The 18419-nt window shown below is 48.8% G+C and carries 18 protein-coding genes and 2 pseudogenes; 17 read left to right on the forward strand and 3 right to left on the reverse strand.

The features are described 5' to 3' along the window. The 5 genes from B2M23_RS05050 to B2M23_RS05070 all read left to right on the forward strand — a co-directional run bounded on the left by B2M23_RS05050 (nucleotide 1) and on the right by B2M23_RS05070 (nucleotide 2079). Nucleotides 1-201, forward strand: coding sequence for a hypothetical protein (locus tag B2M23_RS05050; RefSeq protein WP_038351828.1), 201 nt, complete (start codon nucleotides 1-3; stop codon nucleotides 199-201). 10 nt (nucleotides 202-211) lie between these two features. Continuing rightward, entirely contained in the window at nucleotides 212-787 is a 576-nt protein-coding gene (locus B2M23_RS05055; protein ID WP_038351827.1) for a sigma-70 family RNA polymerase sigma factor, read from the forward strand. Between the two features lie 205 nt (nucleotides 788-992). After that, entirely contained in the window at nucleotides 993-1226 is a 234-nt protein-coding gene (locus B2M23_RS05060) for a DUF1659 domain-containing protein (RefSeq protein WP_038351826.1), read from the forward strand. Nucleotides 1227-1240: 14 nt separating this feature from the next. After that, nucleotides 1241-1468: a DUF2922 domain-containing protein gene (locus B2M23_RS05065; protein WP_038351825.1), complete on the forward strand. Its 228-nt coding sequence runs from the start codon at nucleotides 1241-1243 to the stop codon at nucleotides 1466-1468. A 119-nt stretch (nucleotides 1469-1587) separates the two neighbouring features. Continuing rightward, nucleotides 1588-2079, forward strand: coding sequence for a YcbK family protein (locus B2M23_RS05070; RefSeq protein ID WP_081571349.1), 492 nt, complete (start codon nucleotides 1588-1590; stop codon nucleotides 2077-2079). Nucleotides 2080-2117: 38 nt separating this feature from the next. On the opposite strand, the pseudogene B2M23_RS21735 reads toward B2M23_RS05070, so the two are convergent. Continuing rightward, nucleotides 2118-2522, reverse strand: a pseudogene (locus B2M23_RS21735) (HepT-like ribonuclease domain-containing protein). Beyond that, complete coding sequence (locus tag B2M23_RS05085; protein ID WP_038351824.1) at nucleotides 2506-2805, reverse strand: nucleotidyltransferase family protein; 300 nt, start codon at nucleotides 2803-2805, stop codon at nucleotides 2506-2508. Before B2M23_RS05085 ends, B2M23_RS21735 begins: the two are co-directional and overlap by 17 nt. A 155-nt stretch (nucleotides 2806-2960) precedes the next feature. Here B2M23_RS05085 and B2M23_RS05090 point away from each other — a divergent pair, with 155 nt between their 5' ends. Both B2M23_RS05090 and guaA read left to right on the forward strand, forming a co-directional pair. Continuing rightward, on the forward strand, nucleotides 2961-4817 hold the full coding sequence (locus B2M23_RS05090) for a C1 family peptidase (RefSeq protein WP_038351823.1): 1857 nt from the start codon (nucleotides 2961-2963) through the stop codon (nucleotides 4815-4817). A gap of 97 nt (nucleotides 4818-4914) precedes the next feature. Next, nucleotides 4915-6222 (forward strand): glutamine-hydrolyzing GMP synthase, encoded by a 1308-nt coding sequence (gene guaA / locus B2M23_RS05095; RefSeq protein WP_038351822.1) that lies wholly within the window; start codon nucleotides 4915-4917, stop codon nucleotides 6220-6222. A 110-nt stretch (nucleotides 6223-6332) separates the two neighbouring features. Here guaA and B2M23_RS05100 read toward each other — a convergent pair whose 3' ends face one another. After that, the gene (locus B2M23_RS05100) at nucleotides 6333-6806 is read right to left on the reverse strand and encodes a helix-turn-helix domain-containing protein (protein WP_052237174.1); all 474 of its coding nucleotides are present in this window, start codon (nucleotides 6804-6806) and stop codon (nucleotides 6333-6335) included. A gap of 164 nt (nucleotides 6807-6970) precedes the next feature. On the opposite strand from B2M23_RS05100, the gene B2M23_RS05105 reads away from it, so the two are divergent. The 10 genes and pseudogenes from B2M23_RS05105 (at nucleotide 6971) to pylSc (ending at nucleotide 18415) form a co-directional block, all read left to right on the forward strand. Further along, nucleotides 6971-7162 carry a transcriptional regulator gene (locus tag B2M23_RS05105; RefSeq protein WP_038351821.1) on the forward strand — a complete coding sequence of 64 codons (192 nt, stop codon included), beginning with the start codon at nucleotides 6971-6973 and terminating at the stop codon, nucleotides 7160-7162. Then, entirely contained in the window at nucleotides 7162-8235 is a 1074-nt protein-coding gene (locus tag B2M23_RS05110; protein WP_038351820.1) for a site-specific integrase, read from the forward strand. The genes B2M23_RS05105 and B2M23_RS05110 overlap by 1 nt, the downstream gene beginning before the upstream one ends. 1 nt (nucleotide 8236) lies before the next feature. After that, entirely contained in the window at nucleotides 8237-8557 is a 321-nt protein-coding gene (locus tag B2M23_RS05115; RefSeq protein ID WP_038351819.1) for a plasmid mobilization protein, read from the forward strand. Beyond that, nucleotides 8558-9679 (forward strand): AAA family ATPase, encoded by a 1122-nt coding sequence (locus tag B2M23_RS05120; protein ID WP_038351818.1) that lies wholly within the window; start codon nucleotides 8558-8560, stop codon nucleotides 9677-9679. Between the two features lie 350 nt (nucleotides 9680-10029). Continuing rightward, a complete protein-coding gene (locus B2M23_RS05125) occupies nucleotides 10030-10371 on the forward strand; it encodes a plasmid mobilization protein (protein ID WP_013381100.1) in 342 nt (113 codons plus the stop codon). Then, nucleotides 10319-11683, forward strand: a complete 1365-nt coding sequence (locus B2M23_RS05130; protein ID WP_081571104.1) for a relaxase/mobilization nuclease domain-containing protein — start codon at nucleotides 10319-10321, stop codon at nucleotides 11681-11683. The genes B2M23_RS05125 and B2M23_RS05130 overlap by 53 nt, the downstream gene beginning before the upstream one ends. A 704-nt stretch (nucleotides 11684-12387) precedes the next feature. Next, nucleotides 12388-13047, forward strand: a complete 660-nt coding sequence (locus tag B2M23_RS05135; RefSeq protein ID WP_038352117.1) for a cobalamin B12-binding domain-containing protein — start codon at nucleotides 12388-12390, stop codon at nucleotides 13045-13047. 76 nt (nucleotides 13048-13123) lie between these two features. After that, nucleotides 13124-14512: pseudogene (locus tag B2M23_RS21530) on the forward strand (monomethylamine:corrinoid methyltransferase). Between the two features lie 315 nt (nucleotides 14513-14827). Next, entirely contained in the window at nucleotides 14828-17551 is a 2724-nt protein-coding gene (locus B2M23_RS05145; protein ID WP_110060315.1) for an ASKHA domain-containing protein, read from the forward strand. 15 nt (nucleotides 17552-17566) lie between these two features. After that, on the forward strand, nucleotides 17567-18415 hold the full coding sequence (gene pylSc / locus B2M23_RS05150; protein ID WP_038352114.1) for a pyrrolysine--tRNA(Pyl) ligase large subunit: 849 nt from the start codon (nucleotides 17567-17569) through the stop codon (nucleotides 18413-18415). Nucleotides 18416-18419: the final 4 nt, after the last annotated feature.

The raw sequence follows: 18419 nt of genomic DNA on the forward strand, positions 1-18419 counted from the left end.
ATGAATCGATATGGAATAGGCCCCGGTATTTTAAACCGCCGCCGGGCATACCTGGTAGAAGCGGAGTGCCGGGTGCGCGTGGGCTTCTGTGCCCGAAGCCCGGAGGAGGCCGAGGATTTGTTTTATGAGTACAGCGGCGCGGTGGAGGATCGTTTTCCGGAAATGGTCCTTGAGATTACAGATGTGTATGAGGATAATTGAGGAGGTTAAAATGGATTATCAGGAGATCGACGCCCTGGCGTTAAAGGCGAAGCAGGGGGATGCGTCCGCGGCGGGGCTTTTGGAGCGCTGCTTTCGCCCGCTGATGCTGTCGGCGGCAGGCTTTGGAAAAACAGAAAATTACAGCTTTGAGGACAGTCTGCAGGACGCCCGGCTGGCATTTCTTGAGGGAATACAGGCTTTTGACATGGCTGCCGGAACGGGCTTCGCGGCTTTTATTAAGCCCTATGTGTACCAGAAGGGTCAGAACCGCCGGCGCAAATGCCTGCGCCGCCTGGTGCGCGACGTACCGGCAGATGCCAAAGCAGGGAATGAGGACGGCGAAACGTTCATCAGTTTGTTGGAAGACCCCGGCGCCGATATTGAGAGCGGCTATATCCACAGGGAGGAGCTTGAACGCCTGACAGCAGCGCTCAAGGAGCTGACGCCAGAGGAGCGGGCGCTTTTAAAAGCAGTCTATGGGAAGAACCAGTCCATCCGGAGGGCCTCCCAGAGCCTGGGGGTTGGCTACAGCACCCTCCAGTACCGCCACAGCCGTCTCCTTAAAAAACTGAGGGGCCAGCTGTAAAAAAATAAAAGAGACTCTGGTCAAAGCAGTACCCAAAGACAATTTACAGGTATAAGGCAAAAACAGCGGCAGTCCTGCCGGAAAACAAAAGGAGGTGCGCTATGGCCGGCCACTAGCGAAGCAGAAGATGTTGATGAAAGACTACCGTTTATGAGAAAGGCAGCGCTGCCGCTGAAGCCTTAAAAAATAAATTGGAGGTTGAAAAATGGCATATGAGCGTGTAAAGATGAAAAATATTCTACAGCTTATTTTGAATTATGGGGAGGTTGACGGGAAAATTAAAAAGAAAACTCGCACCTACGCAGATCTCGGCCTGGATGAGAGTGTTGTCACTTCGGAAGCAGTAGTGCTCACCGGCAAGGCCATCGGCAAGCTGATAACCCCCATTGTAACAGACAGCAACAACGTTATGACTTACCAGAATATTGAAACAGCATAAAGGAGGAAATGTAAATGGAGACAACAAGTACCAAAGCACTGGAGCTGGATTTTCTGATGAAGAACGGCGACAGAATGACTCTGAGCCTTCCAGATTATCTGGAGGATTTGACCCAGGAGCAGATTGAGGCCTCGGCCCAGACCATTATCACCCAGAATATTTTCCAGCCCTCGGGCGTAGGACTGGAAAAGCTGGCCGGGTACCAGTATGTGGATAAAACCGTGCGCAAGGTGGAATTATAAAAACACCGAAGCGCAGTGGGCCGGGGCGCTTTAAAAAGCCCCTGGCCTTTTGCCTGGTGGCGGTCTGGTCTGTTACCGGGCTGGTTTTTGCAGCCCGGATAAACGCGCCGGAAAAACCCCTGGCCGAAACACAGAGCCCGGGAGCCGTGGAAACAGCAGAGACGGTGCCTGTGACAGAGGCGGAAAGCCCGGCGAATACAGAGGCTGCCCCGGAGGAGCGGCTTGTCATTGAGCATCCCCTGCCGCCTGACCCCATTATAACAGACGGCCCCTGGGCCTCTGCCCACTTTTTGATGGAGGAATACGCCTGCGACTGTGACGGCTACTGCGACGGCTGGCCTGCAGAGATGGCCCCAGAGCTTCTGGAAAAGGTAGAGGCCCTGCGCTGCGCCCTTGACCAGCCGGTGATCATCACCTCCGGGGTGCGCTGCGACCAGCGCAATGCCGAGGTGGGCGGTATCCCCAATTCCTGGCACTGCTTCGGCCACGCCGCCGATCTGTACTGCCCCGGCGTCCCCTATACCGAGGTTGCCCGCGTCGCCAGAACCCTGGGCCTCGGCGTGATCGAGTACCCGGGACAGGCGTTTGACCATGTGGAGATATGGAATTAAGAATCCCCAAGGCATTAATGCCCTGGGGATTTTCTGGTTTAAAAATTATCATCGGAAATATCTGAATCATGTAAGGCTTCCTGATTTAAAGATTTGTTTTGTGCCAGAATATTTTCGCAAAAATCTTTTAGTTCAGGTATATTGTAATTTATTGTATTCCAAATAGTAAGGACGTCAATGCTGCCATAATCATGGGCAAAGATGTTACGGATACCCCGGATCTATTTCCAAGGGATTTCTGAATACAGGTTTTTAAAATCATCTGTTAAATATTTACTGAGTTCTCCGATTTGAAGAATACACATACAAACGGCATTTTGATATATTTTATCTGCCTGAAAGTTGTCAAAATTGTTGCCAAAGCGTTGGCGTGTTTCGTCAATCTGGTAGCAGTAATTTAAAATATGATCAATAATGTCGATGTTTCTATTTTTTATGCTCATAGATTAATACCTGGTCTTTTGAAATTTCATTTTTTACATTTTCATACAGTCCGCCCTCGGTTACTACATCGACAGAAACACCAAGCCGGTTTTTTAAATCCAGACGAAGACCGGAGAGCTCAAAAAGACCAATTTTTGTGCCTTGAATATCGACCTTTAAATCAATGTCACTATCTGTTTTTTCTTCACCTCGTGCATAAGAGCCAAAAAGATATACCCGGGGAATTCCGTATTTTTGGGCAATAGGCGCCACTTCTTTTTGAATTTTTTCAATGTTCAGCATGAGACTCTCCTTTCAAAAATGCATTGTTATACGTGTGTATATTATTATTGTAACGTATTTTGATTAAAAATGCTATAAAAGTCAGCCTTAAATCAATTTGACCATGAATAAAAAATACAGTATGATTAAATCAAAAATAAGCGGAGGATGAGAACGTGAAAATCAGAAAGAGAAACAGCCTTAACCGGACAGCGGGCATTATGGCGGCAGTGCTCATAACAGCCTCTGGACTGATGTCTCCTGTGCATGCGGAAGAACAGAAGAGCGCGCAGCCAGGCCTTGACCAGTCATATTATAACCTCAAGTATTCGGAAAGCTACGAAGAGCCTTTGCCCGCAGCTTACGATCTGCGCGCCCTTGGCCGAAGCACCAGCGTGAAAAATCAAAACCCCTGGTCCTCCTGCTGGGCTTTCAGCGGAATGTCTGCCATTGAGTCCAATGTGCTGACACAGCAGAAAAATAAAGGCGTGCAGGCAGCTGCTGAGCCGGATTATTCTGAACGGCATTTGTCTTATTTTGCTTATTGCCTGGCGGACGCTGCCGGTGTAAATAATCGTGCCGAGGGAACCGCATCCGCTAAAGGCCTTTTTATGGATCTGGGCGGTACCCGGGAGCTGCTGACCGGAACCCTGAGCACCTGGTGCGGCGTTGACACCGAGTCCGATGTGCCCTATGAAGGGACCCCCTACGAATGGTATCCGACCGAAAATCCCAAGGATATGAACTGGGAAGTAGAAAAAGACAAATACTTTAACGCCGCCGTACATCTCCAGAACGCGGATTTTCTGCCTGGGACAGCTACCTTTACAGACGCCGAAAAACAAAGCTTTGTCTATGATGAAAACGCAGAAAAGGCCATTAAGGAAAGCCTGACGAAAAACGGAGAGGTACAGGTATATTTTGCCGCAGGCCAGAGTACCCCGCAGGAAACCACAGCAGACAGTAACGGCGGCGCTGAAAAGAAAGATGCCGCCGAGTTTAATAAAACCTATGCAGCGCCCAACCACCTTGTATCCATTGTGGGCTGGGACGATGGCTATTCAGCCAGTAATTTTGCCGAAACCCCGGAGGGCGACGGCGCCTGGATCGTCAAGAACAGCTGGGGCAGCGGCTGGGGAAACGACGGGTACTTTTATCTGTCTTACTATGACCGGAGCGTACAGTCCTTCGCCTCCTATCAGGTGGATATCCCGGATGGGAAGGGACAGTTTTCCTATGACCATAATTATCAGTATGATTTTCTGGGATTAAAATCCTATGCGCCGCTGGGGCTTCAGGAGCAGTCTGCTGAGGCCGCCAATGTGTTTACAGCCGCTGGAAGCCAAAGCCTGAAGGCTGTCTCCGCGGTTACCATTACCCCAGGATCAACGGTTCATACCCGTGTGTACCAGAATTTAAAGGATAAAAACGATCCAGAGAGCGGGACACTGGCAGCGGATCAGACAGAGACTGTAAAATATGGCGGTTACCATACGCTTTCTCTGGAGCAGGCTGTCCCATTGGAGACGGGCGAGACCTTCTCCGTTATCCAGGAAATCTCAGGCAGTGACGGGTATTACTGGCCCATCGAGACTGGAACCGGTGCGTATGATTTCTATGGTATGGAGGGAACCTTTCATTGCATTGCACAGGCCGACGCAGGACAGAGCTTTATCAGAAAAGACGGCGAGGGCTGGCAGGATGTCACAAATCTGCCCGATGAAACCATAGATCTATATGGTAAAACGGCCGTCCGAAACTACGGCAATGCCATGATCAAGGCCTTTACCAGTGATTTGCCCGAAAAACCCGTAACACCAGAGGTTGATCCACAGCTCAATGAGGGTGCGGGAGAACCGGATCAGAATATTCAGGAATCGGGAGCAGATACGGCCGGAGCATCTGAAGCGGCTAAAAATACACAGACGGGAATTGAAGGGTCGCACCAAACAACGACCTTTATCCTTGTGGGTGTGCTTGTGGTGGTGGCTGTCCTGATTGTGGCTTTGTATCTCAGAAGACGTAAAAAATAGGCTGGTGGCATATGGCCATTGTGCTTGCGGGTATCTATTCTCCTATGATAAAATAAGAGCACGAACTATTTTGAAATTTTATTGAGGAGAGTGGAAGATGAAACAAGACATGATTGTCATTTTAGACTTGGGAAATACCGAAAACACAACTCTGGCCAGAGCGATCCGCAGCCTGGGCGTATACAGTGAAATTTATCCCCACGATATTACAAAGGCAGAACTGGAAGCGCTGCCAAATGTCAAAGGGATTATCGTAAACGGCGGCCCGAATAACGTGGTAGACGGTGAAAAAATTGATGTGGGCCCGTGGGTTTACGAAGCAGGCTGCCCGGTGCTGGCAGTAGACCATGCCCCGGCCAAATGCGCGGACACACTGGAAAAATGGCCTGAGGATGAAGCAGAATTAAAGGGAAGCCTGGAAGAATTTGTGCTGGTACAGTGCAAAGCAGAAAAGAACTGGAATATGAAAAACTTTATTGCCGACCAGGTTGAGCTTATTAAACGCCAGATAGGCGACCGCAAGGTTCTGCTGGCCCTGTCCGGCGGTGTGGACAGCTCCGTTGTAGCCGCCCTTCTCATCAAAGCCATCGGAAAACAGCTTGTCTGTGTCCACGTCAATCACGGCCTCATGCGTAAAGGCGAATCCGAAAGCGTGGTCGAGGTTTTTAAAAACCAGCTGGACGCCAACCTCGTCTATGTGGATGCCACTGAACGCTTTTTAACCAAGCTGGCCGGTGTGGCCGATCCTGAAGAAAAACGTAAGATCATCGGTGCAGAATTTATCCGCGTCTTTGAAGAAGAAGCCCGTAAGCTGGAAGGCATCGACTTCCTGGGTCAGGGAACCATCTACCCGGATATCGTGGAAAGCGGCACAAAAACCGCCAAAATGGTTAAATCCCACCACAATGTCGGCGGTCTGCCCGAAGATTTACAGTTTGAGCTGGTCGAACCTGTCCGCCAGCTGTTCAAGGACGAAGTCCGCGCCTGCGGCACAGAGCTTGGTCTGCCAGACGATATGGTATACCGCCAGCCATTCCCAGGCCCAGGCCTTGGCGTACGCTGCCTTGGCGCCATCACCCGTGACCGCCTCGAAGCAGTCAGAGAATCCGACGCTATCCTGAGAGAAGAATTTGCAGCGGCTGGATTGGATAAAAAGGTATGGCAGTACTTTACCGTTGTCCCAGATTTCAAATCCGTCGGCGTCCGCGATAACGCCAGAAGCTTCGAATACCCCGTCATCCTCCGCGCCATCAACACCGTTGACGCCATGACCGCCACCATCGAAGAAATTGACTGGCCCGTCCTCCAGAAAATCACCCACCGGATCTTGAACGAAGTAAAGAACGTTAACCGCGTGTGCTACGATTTGAGTCCTAAGCCTTGTGCTACGATTGAATGGGAATAGACAACAAAACCCTCGAAAGCCCCTATATACTGTGCTTTCGAGGGTTGTTTTTATTTTTTGATAACATTTTGATAACATAAAGCTAAAAATAGCTAAAATAAAATGATTCCTCAACCATTTTTTTTATCTACTTCATATCGCAACTTTCTTTTTTCTTTATCACGTTCTGCCTGTAAGCGAGGATAAGAATAGCGCCAAAGATCGTATTCTTCCTGTGAGATTTGCTCTTCTTTAAGCGCGCTGAGTTCATTATGCCAAAGCCGAAGGCTATCTTTAAGGCTGGGATCATCTAAAGAAAGATAAATTTGTCCATCGATCTCTTTTGGCATGAGATGATACTGGTCTTCCAGTGAGAACAGGGCATGGATAACACCGTGGTAACTGTCAAAATCAGGATCGGACAAAGCAAAAAAACTGAGGCCCAGGGCATCGGCGATTTTATGGACTTGTTCTTCTGAAGGGTGGCGGTTGCCCAGCTCATAATTGCGAAGAGCAGGTTCACTCATGCCTGCCATAGCAGCAAGCTGTTTTTGAGAGAGCTTTTGGGCCGTTCGAAATTTTTTTATCTTTTCTCCAATGGTCATAATAAATACCTCCGTGGATTGATTATACCACAGACCGTTCATATATGAAATCTTTTTTTGCCGGGGGTCTTGACAGCACAGAAATGAACTGTTATGATGAGGACAAGAAAAAAACCGTTCGCATATGAACGGTTTAGTGAAATATATAGAAAGGAGGACACCAGATGAATCAGAAAATGTTTATTAGTGCTGAAGAAATGGCAACGGAGCTCGGAATTTCCAAATCCTTTGCCTACAAATTAATGCGTGAAATGAATGAAGAACTTCAAAAAAAGGGGTACCTGACCATTGCCGGCCGCGTGAGCCGGAAATATTTTGAAGAAAAATTTTATGGCATGGAAAGGGAGATGATGTAATGTCCGCTTATAGGGATAAGGAAAAAGGTACCTGGTATGCTTCTTTCCGATATAAAGATTGGAAGGGGCAGAACATTCAAAAAATGAAACGTGGTTTTAAGACCAAAAAGGAGGCGCTGGCTTGGGAACAAGCTTTTAAACAACAGCAGGCCGGAGATCCAGATATGTTGTTTGAGGATTTTTTAGAAATCTACAAACGGGATATGGCCTCACGGCTTAAGAAAAATACCTGGCAAACCAAAAATTATGTGATCGATAAGAAGATACTGCCAACATTTCAGCATAAAAGGCTTCGTGATATTCGCCCTTCAGATGTCATTCAATGGCAGAATGAACTGCTTGCTTACAGAGATAAACAAGGTAAGGCTTATTCCAGCGGCTATTTAAAAACAGTGCACAATCAGCTGAGCGCTATTTTTAATTATGCTGTCCGGTTTTATGACTTGTCGTCTAACCCCGCCGCAAAAGCAGGAAATATAGGGAAAGAAACAAATAAGGAAATGCAGTTTTGGACAAAAGAGGAATACCTGAAATTTGCGGATTCTATGATGGACAAGCCGCTGTCCTACTATGCTTTTGAAATGCTGTACTGGTGTGGTATTCGTGAAGGTGAGCTGCTTGCATTGACGAAGTCAGATTTTGATTTTGAAAAAAGGACAGTCAGAATCAATAAATCCTATCAAAGAATTAAAGGGGAGGATATCATTACTGAGCCCAAAACACCTAAAAGCAACCGAACAATCCAAATGCCTGTCTTTTTGTGTGATGAAATGAAGGATTATCTTCAAAGTTTATACGGGATAGATTCAGATGATCGTATTTTCCCAACCAATAAACACTACCTTCAGCGCGAAATGAAAAGAGGTGCAGCGGAACAGGGAATTAAGCAAATCCGAGTTCATGATTTACGTCATTCTCACGTCTCTCTGTTAATCGAACTGGGGTTTTCGGCAGTGGCTATTGCGGATCGGGTAGGTCATGAAAGTATTGATATCACTTATCGTTATGCCCATCTGTTTCCGTCAAAACAAAAAGAGATGGCAGATCGGCTGGAATTTGAAAGGAGTGCATAAAATGGAAAAAAATCGAGACAAAAAAGGAAGATGGCGAAATTTGTATGTGGGGTTTAGAATGTCCCCGGAGGAAAGTAAAGCGTTAAACATTCGAGTAAAACTGTCAGGTTTGACAAAGCAAGATTACATTATCAAGTGTCTGTCCGGTCCGTCGATTGAGGTCACTGGAAATCCAAGAGTGTATAAAGCACTGCGGGACCAAATGGCACAAATTTACGATGAGTTGAAACGCATTTGTGATGGCGATGAAATGACAGAAGAGCAGTTATTCACGCTCCAGCTAATCGCACAAACCCTGCAGGGGCTCAAAGGAGAACAATAAATGACCGATACAAAAGAAAAGACGACTTCTCCCGGTTCATCTGTTGGCGCAGATGGGGAGCAGTCGCCCTTTAAAAACTATGATTTAAGTATACCAGAAACAAAAAAGAAAGACAACGTTCCAAAGAAAAAAGCGGCAGCGGCAAAGAACACTTCCTTAAAGACTGTTACTGTGACCACGTTATTGGATACACTTTATCCGCCATTAAAGCCGATTATTCATGATCTTTTGTATCCCGGAACCTATCTGTTTGCCGGTGCGCCAAAAGTAGGAAAGTCTTTTATGATGGCGCAGCTTGCCTATCATACCAGCAGCGGCATCCCGCTTTGGGAGCATCCTGTTAATCCAGGGACGGCGCTGTATCTGGCACTGGAAGATAATAACCGAAGAATGCAGCAGCGGCTGTATAAAATGTTTGGCGCAAGAAATAATGATAAATTTTATCTGGCCACTGCGGCCCATCGAATGAATCAAGGTTTGGAGGAACAGCTTGAAAAATTTCTTAAAGAACATCCAGATACCAAGCTCATTATCTATGATACGATGCAAAAAGTGCGTGGAAATGACGGCGACGATATCAGTTACAAAAAAGACTATGAGATGATCTCACAAATAAAAGCGTTTGGCGATCAGTATGATCTTTGCCAGACCATCGTTCATCATACCCGCAAGCAGGATGCCAGTGATCGCTTTGATACGATCTCTGGAACAAATGGCTTGTTGGGGGCAGCCGACGGCGCCTTTATTCTGGATAAGAAAAAAAGAGGCAGCAACAAAGCGATCATGGAGATGATCAGCCGGGATTTACCGGATCAGAAATTTCATTTAAGCTTTGATATTCAGAAATGTATATGGCAATTGGACGAACTGGAAAAGGAGTCTTTCAAAGAGCCTGTAAACCCATTACTGGAAGCGGTCAATCAATTTTTAGAAAAAGAAGGAAAAAGCTGGCATGGCCGCGCAAGCGATTTAGTTAATTTGTTGGACATTGAAAAGATGAGTCCCAATATGCTCACAAAAAATCTTAATCCTGAAGTTGGACGTCTGTCCACAGAGTATGGCATTGAATATGAAAACAAACGGAGCAACAGAGGAAGTGACATCACTCTGGTAAAGAAGTGAGACAAATCAATTTACAGTGACGATAGTGACGATATGTAAGGTACCGTTGACGAGGGCAAAAACAGCGTCACATCGTCACTTTACTGTAGAGAATTACTGGAGGAGGGAATTATAATACACAACAAAATGACAACGGCTTTATCCAGCAATTTGTTTTGCACGGATGCATCTTTCTAAAGAGTGTGCAATCTTGCATTCTTTTTCAGAGATACAAAGAAAAAAGAAGCAGCCAAATGTCATAGGGTGTAACAAATGTCATAGGGTGTAACAAGCATTGGCTTTGTGTTGCCACGCCGCCGGAACAGGGGGCAAAGCCCCCTGCAACCCCCATTTTATAAAAGGAGAATACCATGAGAAATCGAAGAGAAACCATTCAAATAAGAGTGCGGGAAGATGAAAAAAATCAGATCATTACCAATAGTCAAAAGTGTGGATTAAGCGTTTCCGAATACCTGCGGATGCTGGCCAGAGGGTATGAACCGAAGCCATTGCCCCCCATCCAATACAATGAAATGATGGAACTGTTATACGATATACGCTATGCCTTGGGCGATTATGACGCCCCAGAAGCCATCGCTGTTTTAGAAGAAACCCTGCTAGAAATGCACGCCGTTTTAGCCCCGGAAAGGAGAAAAGACAATGGCCATCACCAAAATCTGGCCCGTCAAGGACAGCCTGAACCGCGTCATTGAGTATGCCAAAAACGTTGATAAAACCGAAAATCCTGACTTCCTAAACTCCGATTTATACCAGGTGCTGCACTACGCAGCCGATGAAAACAAGACCAGATTTGAGCGACAATACTACGTAACCGGCATCAACTGTGCCGTGGAAACCGCCGGCCAGCAGATGCAGATCACCAAAGAAAGGTTTGGAAAAATAGGAGGAACCCTGGCCCATCACGCCTGTCAAAGCTTCAAACCCGACGAGATTACCCCCAAAGAGTGCCATGCAATCGGGGTCAAGCTCGCTCAAAAAATGTGGGGTGACAAATATGAAGTGATCGTGAGCACCCACCTCAATACCAACTGCCTGCATAACCATTTCGTTATCAATTCCGTCTCTTTTATTGACGGAAAGAAGTACAATGAACGCAAAGCAGAATACCAGCGGCTGCGGGATACCTCCGACGCACTCTGCCGAGAGTACCATCTATCCGTGATTGAAAATCCCACAAAACGCAAACGGAGTCAAGGCCTTTACCAGGCAGAAAAGCGGGGAGAGCTGACACGCTATGCACTTTATCGCTCCGATATCGACGAAGCCATTGAACGCTCAATGACGATGAAAGAATTCTATGACTACCTGAGACGAAAAGGCTACCAGATTAAAGGAAAAATCGATTCCTGTGCGCTGAAGCTGCCACATTATCCACGCTTCACACGCTTTAAAACACTCGGAGAAGCCTACTCCGTACTGCGTATTCAGGATCAGATTTACCGGCAAAGAGGGCCGGAAATTCGAGAGAGAAGCAAAGAACCCATTTTATTCTTTGTACCCACACCAAAGAAATTGCAGATTGAAGACATACTGGGGTTTGGTGAGGAGTTTCGAAAACTCCGCAACCTTTACCTGTTCTTCTGCTACCAATTGGGGATCTACCCCAAAAACAAAGGACAGGTTTCAATGAGCCCCATGATCAAAGAAGAAGTGCGCCGCATGGAAGAAATATCCCAGCAGACCATCTTTTTATGTAAACATCAGATTGATACCTATGAACAGCTCAAGGAAAAACAGAAAGAAATTCAGACAGAGATGGATGAATTGATCAGCCAAAGAAAGAAGCTCACCAACAAGATGCGGCGGGCTGAGCCGGAAGAAAAAGAGGTATTAAGCCAACGGAAAAGAGAGTTGACGAGTCAGATTTCAGTTCTTCGGAAAGATTTGAAGTTGGCACTTGGTGTGGAAAAACGTTCACTAGACATGGTTGAACGGCTTAAAGCTACAGATAGGGATATGAATAAAGAGAAAGAAATTGTCTACAAAAAAGGAAGGTATCGATAAATGTGGTTCATATCTATTGTGTAACCAATCCTGCATTTGAATTACATCCGTTCATATTTGAGCTCAGCATGATTTACTGAAGTATATATTAGAGTGATGATGTGGGAATCGACAATGATTCCGTAAGGATTCGATCACGCTATCATAACGTTGAGATATACTTTTAGTATAAATAATTATTATGATGTTCTTTATGATTCTATATACTTTGTATTTTTCAGGTGTAACACACATATTGTAAATTTACAGAAGTTAATGAAAAAATTTCAAAATATGGATTGACAGACAATGATGCAAGTGGTAAAATTAAAACAATTCAAGAGTGTATGCTGTATACAACAATGACGCTGAAATAGCATAGACCTGAAGAACCTAATAAAACTGTAATCAATGGTGATGACGCGGTATGGCATCACCTTTTTTGTTGGCGTTAATGTCGCAGAGACAGTAAAAAGAAAGTTTTAAAAAGAGTTGACACTACTGTGACAAAGTGTTATAATTTTTTCATCTTAAAAAAACGAATTAAAATAACAGCAATTGAATTTAGATTTGTTTTTAAAAAATTAAATAAAGTTTGATATCAAAGGCGATAACAGGAAATTTCCTGCTATCGCTTTTTTAGTTTTATCTAAAGTCTATTTTAACCACGGTTTCCCCTGACCGGAGGTTTTAAAAGAAAATAATACAAAAAACTGGAGGAAAAAATGACACGAGAAGAAGTAATGGATAAATTAAAAGAATCGGTTGTTGAGATGGATGCCGATTTAGCTGAGGTGGCGGCCAAGGCGGCACTGGAAACCGGTATTGAGCCTCTGGAGGCCATCAGTGAGGGCCTGTCTGCGGGCATGCAGGTCATGAGTGACATGTTTGACGAAGGCGAAGCGTTTGTACCACAGCTTTTAGTTGCGGCTGAAGCCTTTGAAACCGCCGTTAATATTTTAACTGGCGGCCTGAGCGATGAGGAAAAGGCAGCGTCCAAGAGCGGTAAGGTTTTAATTCATACCGTTCAGGGCGATGTTCACGACATCGGGAAAAATATTGTCAAAACGATGTTTGAAGCCAACAATTTCCAGGTATACGACTTGGGCCGTGATGTGGCAGTGGAGGAAGTGGTTGAAAAGGCCAAAGAATATGCGGTTGACATTATTGCTGGTTCTGCGCTGATGACAACCACCATGCCGGCGCAGAAGGATATCCTAAGACTTCTAGAGGAAGAAGGCATCCGTGATGATTATATCGTTATGTACGGCGGAGCGCCAGTGTTCCCGGAATGGTGCACAAAGATCGGGGCAGATGGTTACGCCGATACCGCGGCTGGCGCTGTGGAAGTGGCAAAAGACCTGCTCGCTAAAAAAGCGTCTTAAAAATCTGATTTCAGATTTTTAAAGATATAAACAATTTTTGAGAAATTGATATTTAATTGAAAGGTGGTAAAGGTTAATGGGAGCAATTCCTAAAAGGGTAACCGTCTATGACGTCTATGACCGGGCCAAAACCGGCCAGAAAATGGCTGAAAATGACTGGGATTATAAAATGATACCGCAGACGGCCGCCAAGCTGAAGAAAAAGTATGGAATTAAAATGGACAAAACCAAAATGATTCCGGAGGATCCAGAGTTGATCGACAACCTGTTTAAGGCAGGCGTGGACATGCTGGAGGAATGCGGTGTCTACTGCATTGATACAGGGCGTGTGATCAAGTACACCCGCGATGAGATCATGACAGCCATCAAAAACGCGCCGAAAAGCGCGCGCTACGGGGAAGACAAGGACGCTGTCATGTTACAGCCAAGAAGCTATAAATCCAAGGAAGCGCCGATTATCCAGGGAGGCCCTACAGGCGCCCCGTGTTCTGAAGATTTATTTATTCCGATTCATCAGTCCTATGCTCAGGAGCCGGTCATAGACACCATTGTCGACGGTGTTCTTCAGACTATCAACGGTAAAGATCCGCAGCCGGGTACGCCGTGGGAAGTCCTGGCCGTTAAATCCGAAGCCGTGTTCGTACGCGACGCTCAGATGAGAGCCGGACGCCCGGGCATGGGGTTGTAGGGCAACGAGACCTCTTTATCCCCCGCTGGCGTAATCTGTGCAGATTTCCCAGGCGGGATGCGGCCATCTGACAGCCATGAAGTTTCCCAGCTGAATGAGCTCAAAATCGACGTAGGTGCGTTGGTAGTTGCAGCTCATTACGCGACAGCAGGCGTAAACGTCATGGTGGAACAGATGCCGATTTTTGGTGGCTATGCCGGCGGTTTGGAAGAAACCACAATCGTCGATGTCGCCACCACTATCAACTCTTTTGTTATGATGCAGGCTACCTGGCATCTGGACGGTCCGGTGCATGTGCGCTGGGGGATCACCACAGCCCGTGAGGCGCTGGCCGTCGCAGGCCACGCGGCTATGGCCATCGAAGCCAACACAGATTTGATCCTCGGCAACCAGTACTACACGCTGGCTGGCCCGTGCACGGTCATGTGCCTGCTGGAAACAGCTGCACAGGCCATCACAGATACAGCCTCCGGCCGTGAGGTACTGTCCGGCGTCGCTGCTGCCAAAGGCGTTGCCACCAATACCTTCACGGGTATGGAAGCCCGCTTTATGGGCGAGGTGGCTCACGCTGTCGCAGGGATGGAAACCGCAAAGGTCAATGAAATTCTGGATAAGCTTGTGGCCATGTACGAAAAAGATTATAAAACAGCACCGCAGGGCCAGACTTTTGCAGAATGCTACGACACCAAAAAACTTCTGCCCAGCGACGAGTACCTGAAGGTATACGACGAAGCTGTTGAAATCATGAAAGGCCTGGGCCTTTCGTACTGGGATTAATTTATAATTGAGAATGGAGAATTAAAAGAACAAATCCGTAAAATGGATTTGAATATAATCAAATTTGCTTTTGGCAAATTTGTACAATAATTCTCCATTCTGCTTTCTCAATTCTTCATTGATTAATATGGAGGGTGAATCGTAGTGATTATGCGGACTCTAAATCCGTACAGCCGGGTGCGACTCCCGAACTCTCCGCCATTTTTTACATCAATTAATCTCAGTATAAATTGTACCGTCAGAACAGAGGAGATGGCGGGCTGCTGCCCGAAAGGTGTTTCCTCTGTTTTTTGTGTTTTCTGAAGGAGTCAGAATATGAAATGTTCCATTGTTTTTCAGCCGTGGGGAAAGCGCTGCCGCTGTGAAAAGGGTGCCACGGTGCTGGAGGCGGCGAGGGCCTCGGATGTGGGAATCGCAAGCTTCTGCGGCGGCCGCAGAAAGTGCGGCAAATGTAAAGTCAGGCTAGTACAGACCGATATTAAGGGCAGAGTCGCCGAAAACGACGTGGATCTCTCACCCGTAACGGAGGCTGAGCGCGCCCTGCTTACAGAGGCTGAGCGGGCAGACGGCTTCCGGCTGGCCTGCTGCGCTAGAGTGCTTGGCGACGCTGTCCTTGCGGTGCCGCCCGAAAGCCAGGTGAAGGAGGCTGTGATTCTGGAACGCGGGGCTGGGAAGGCCATGCAGTTTCATCCCGCGGTGCGCTGTTACACCCTGACTCTTGAAAAGCCAGGCCTCGAGGATAACCGGGATGACCTAACTCGGATTCTTGACGGGCTTGCAGGGCAAAACCCCCGGCTCCGGGACCTCGCCATTGATTACAGCGTGATCAAAAAGCTCCCGACAGTTCTGCGCAGCGCCCGTTTCACTGTCACCGTGCTGGTCCTCGGCGATGCTGAAATCATCGCGGTGATGCCGGGGAAGGACTGCCCGGTTTACGGGATGGCCGTGGACATCGGGACCACCACAGTCGCGGCTTATCTCTGTGATTTAAAAACCGGCGGCTTTCTCGAAAAGGCCAGCGCGGTCAATCCGCAGATCAGCTACGGCGACGATGTGCTCTCCCGGATATCTTACTGCATGACGCGTGAAAATGGGCTTGAGACCCTGCAGAGCCAGCTGATGGCAACGCTCAACGCTCTGGCAGGGGAGATGACCGCCCGTCGTGGCCAGAAGGCCGGGAGGATCGCGGAGACTGTGCTGGTGTTCAATACAGTTATGGAGCATATCGCCCTCGGGATAACACCGGACGCCTTGGGGACTTCCCCCTTTATCTCAGGCGTTCGCAGAGGCCTGAACATTAAGGCCAGAGAACTCGGGCTTGAAATCATGGACAGCGGTAATGTCTACTGTCTGCCCTCGGAGGCGGGCTTTGTGGGCAGTGACAATACCGCTGTGCTGATCGCCCAGGAGCCCTATCGGCAGGATAAGGTGCAGCTGATCATGGACATTGGGACAAACGGCGAGCTCTGTCTGGGCAATGCCGAGGCGCTCTGGGTGACCTCCTGCGCCACCGGCCCAGCCCTCGAGGGCGCGCAGATAAAGTGGGGCATGCGGGCGTCGGAGGGGGCGGTGGAGCATGTGTCCATTGACCCTTGCACGCTGGAGCCCTCCCTGGAGATCATCAGGGAAGACATCTGGAGCACCGGCAGCTCTGTGGGAATCTGCGGCTCGGGCATCATCGACGCGGTGGCTCAAATGGCTGAGGTGGCTATCATCGACAGTGACGGAAATTTTGACAAAAGCCTCCGCCACAGGCGCGTCCGCACCGGGGAAGACGGAAAGCCGGAGTATGTTCTGGCTTTTCGGGAAGAGGGGCAGGACCTGGTCATCACCCAGAAAGATGTGCGGGCTGTCCAACTGGCAAAGGCGGCGCTCTACGCCGGCGCGAAGATCCTTCTTGAGGAAAGCCCCTTTGAGAAGATCGATGAGATCGTTCTGGCCGGGGCCTTCGGCAGCTATATCAACGTAAAAAATGCCCTGAGCCTCGGTCTTTTCCCGGACTGCCCCCTTAAAGATATAAAGGTGGTGGGAAATGCCGCGGGCGTGGGCGCGCGGATGGCGCTGCTGGATACAGGAAAGCGGCAGGAGGCGGAGGAAGTGTCGCGGCGCGTCCACTTTGTCGAGAGCGCGGCGGACAAAAGCTTTTACTCGGCCTTTGGCGACGCCATGGGCATTCCCCACAAAAAAGATCTTTTCACCGCCAATCTGCCTGCCCGTTTTCCCTGCTGCGGAAGGGATGAGCGACAAATTCCCGGTGAAGTCCGCGAAATGAAAATGGAGATTCACCGCAGCCGGGAAAAAATGCTCATGGCGGCGCGGCTTGTAAAGGAGGCGGAAAAGCTTCCGGCAGTCCGGCTGCCGCTGGATTTGACCACAGAGTCCCGGGCCTTTGGTGGTGTGGCAAAATGGAACGGGGCGCAGCTGGTCCCGGGAAAATATGTCTGCCGGAGCAGAGAAGATCTGGAAGCGCTGTGCCGCCGTACCCTGGAGGAGCAGGCTGTCCGCGAGATTCTCGAGTGCCTTCCGAGGTTGAGGGAGGATTCGGTCATTCTGGACGTCCAGGGCCCCTTCTCCATTCTAGCGTCGCTCATGGACACAGCAGTGCTTTTCAGACAGCTGAAGCCTGAGAGGGAAATAATCGGCCAGATACTGGAAAAGATGGTCTGGTTTCTGGTGGACTACATCATGATCGCTGTGGAGCGGGGCGTCAAGGTCATTTCCCTTGCCGATCCGGCAGGAGTCATGGAGATGACCGGCCCGGCGGTTTACAGAGCCTTCAGCGGGAAAGCGGTGCACCGGCTGTTCACAGAGCTCACACCATTTCTGGATAAGGCGGTGGTGCATCTCTGCGGAAAGGTGGCCGTGTCTATGAAAAAGGCCGGCTACCTGAGGTCTCATCCCCGGAGGCTTGCCCAGAGCGATTACCTTGAAAACCTGCTGGCTCTGGCAGGCGATCCGTCGATCCGGTTTGTGGGCGGCGGCTGTATCAATGTCCGGAAGCGTCTGCCGCTCATCAACTGCTATGAAATAATGGAATAAACTCAGGAGATAAAAATGAACCAAGCACAGAATATTACCTTTACCCCGGCCCAGGCGGACCGCCTGCGGGAGCTGGGACAGGATTTTGACGAACCCCTCACCTTTGACACCGCAGCCCTGCGGGAGACGGCTTATAAAAAATTTGAGCGGGAGCAGATCGCCCGAGGCAAGAGGCGGCTGGCGACCATGAAGGCCGAGAAAGGACGCCCCGCCCTCCCGCAGCTTCAAGAGGCACTGGCCCGGGCTTTGACCGCCGAGGGCTTTGTCCAGGTCATGACGCCCACCATCATCCCCCGGAAATTTCTGGAGCGAATGACCATCGACGACGCCCACGCCCTGCACTCACAGGTGTTCTGGGTAGATCACAACAAATGCCTGCGCCCCATGCTGGCCCCAAACCTGTATGAGGTGTCAAAGAATCTGCTGGGCATCTGGAAGACACCTGTCCAGATTTTTGAGATTGGCTCATGCTTCCGGAAAGAGTCCCAGGGCAGACGCCATCTCAATGAGTTCACCATGCTCAACCTTGTGGAGTGGGGCACCCCCATGGATGAGCGGGATGAGCGGATACGGCAGCTGGCAGCAGTGGTGATGAAGGCCGCAGGCATTGAGGATTACAGCTTTGAACAGGAGGACTCCGTGGTCTATGGTGATACCATCGACGTGGTGCAGGGCGATGTGGAGCTTGGCTCAAGTTCCAAGGGCCCGCACGCGCTTGACCCGGCCTGGGGGATTATGGAGCCCTGGGTGGGCATTGGCTTTGGTCTGGAGAGGCTGATCATGACAAGAGACAAAGCACCCAACATCCATTCCGTAGGGCGTAGCGTCTCTTATCTGGACGGCGTGCGGTTAAATATCAAGTGAGGAA

It is taken from the genome of Eubacterium limosum (assembly GCF_000807675.2).
Lineage (GTDB): Bacteria > Bacillota > Clostridia > Eubacteriales > Eubacteriaceae > Eubacterium > Eubacterium limosum.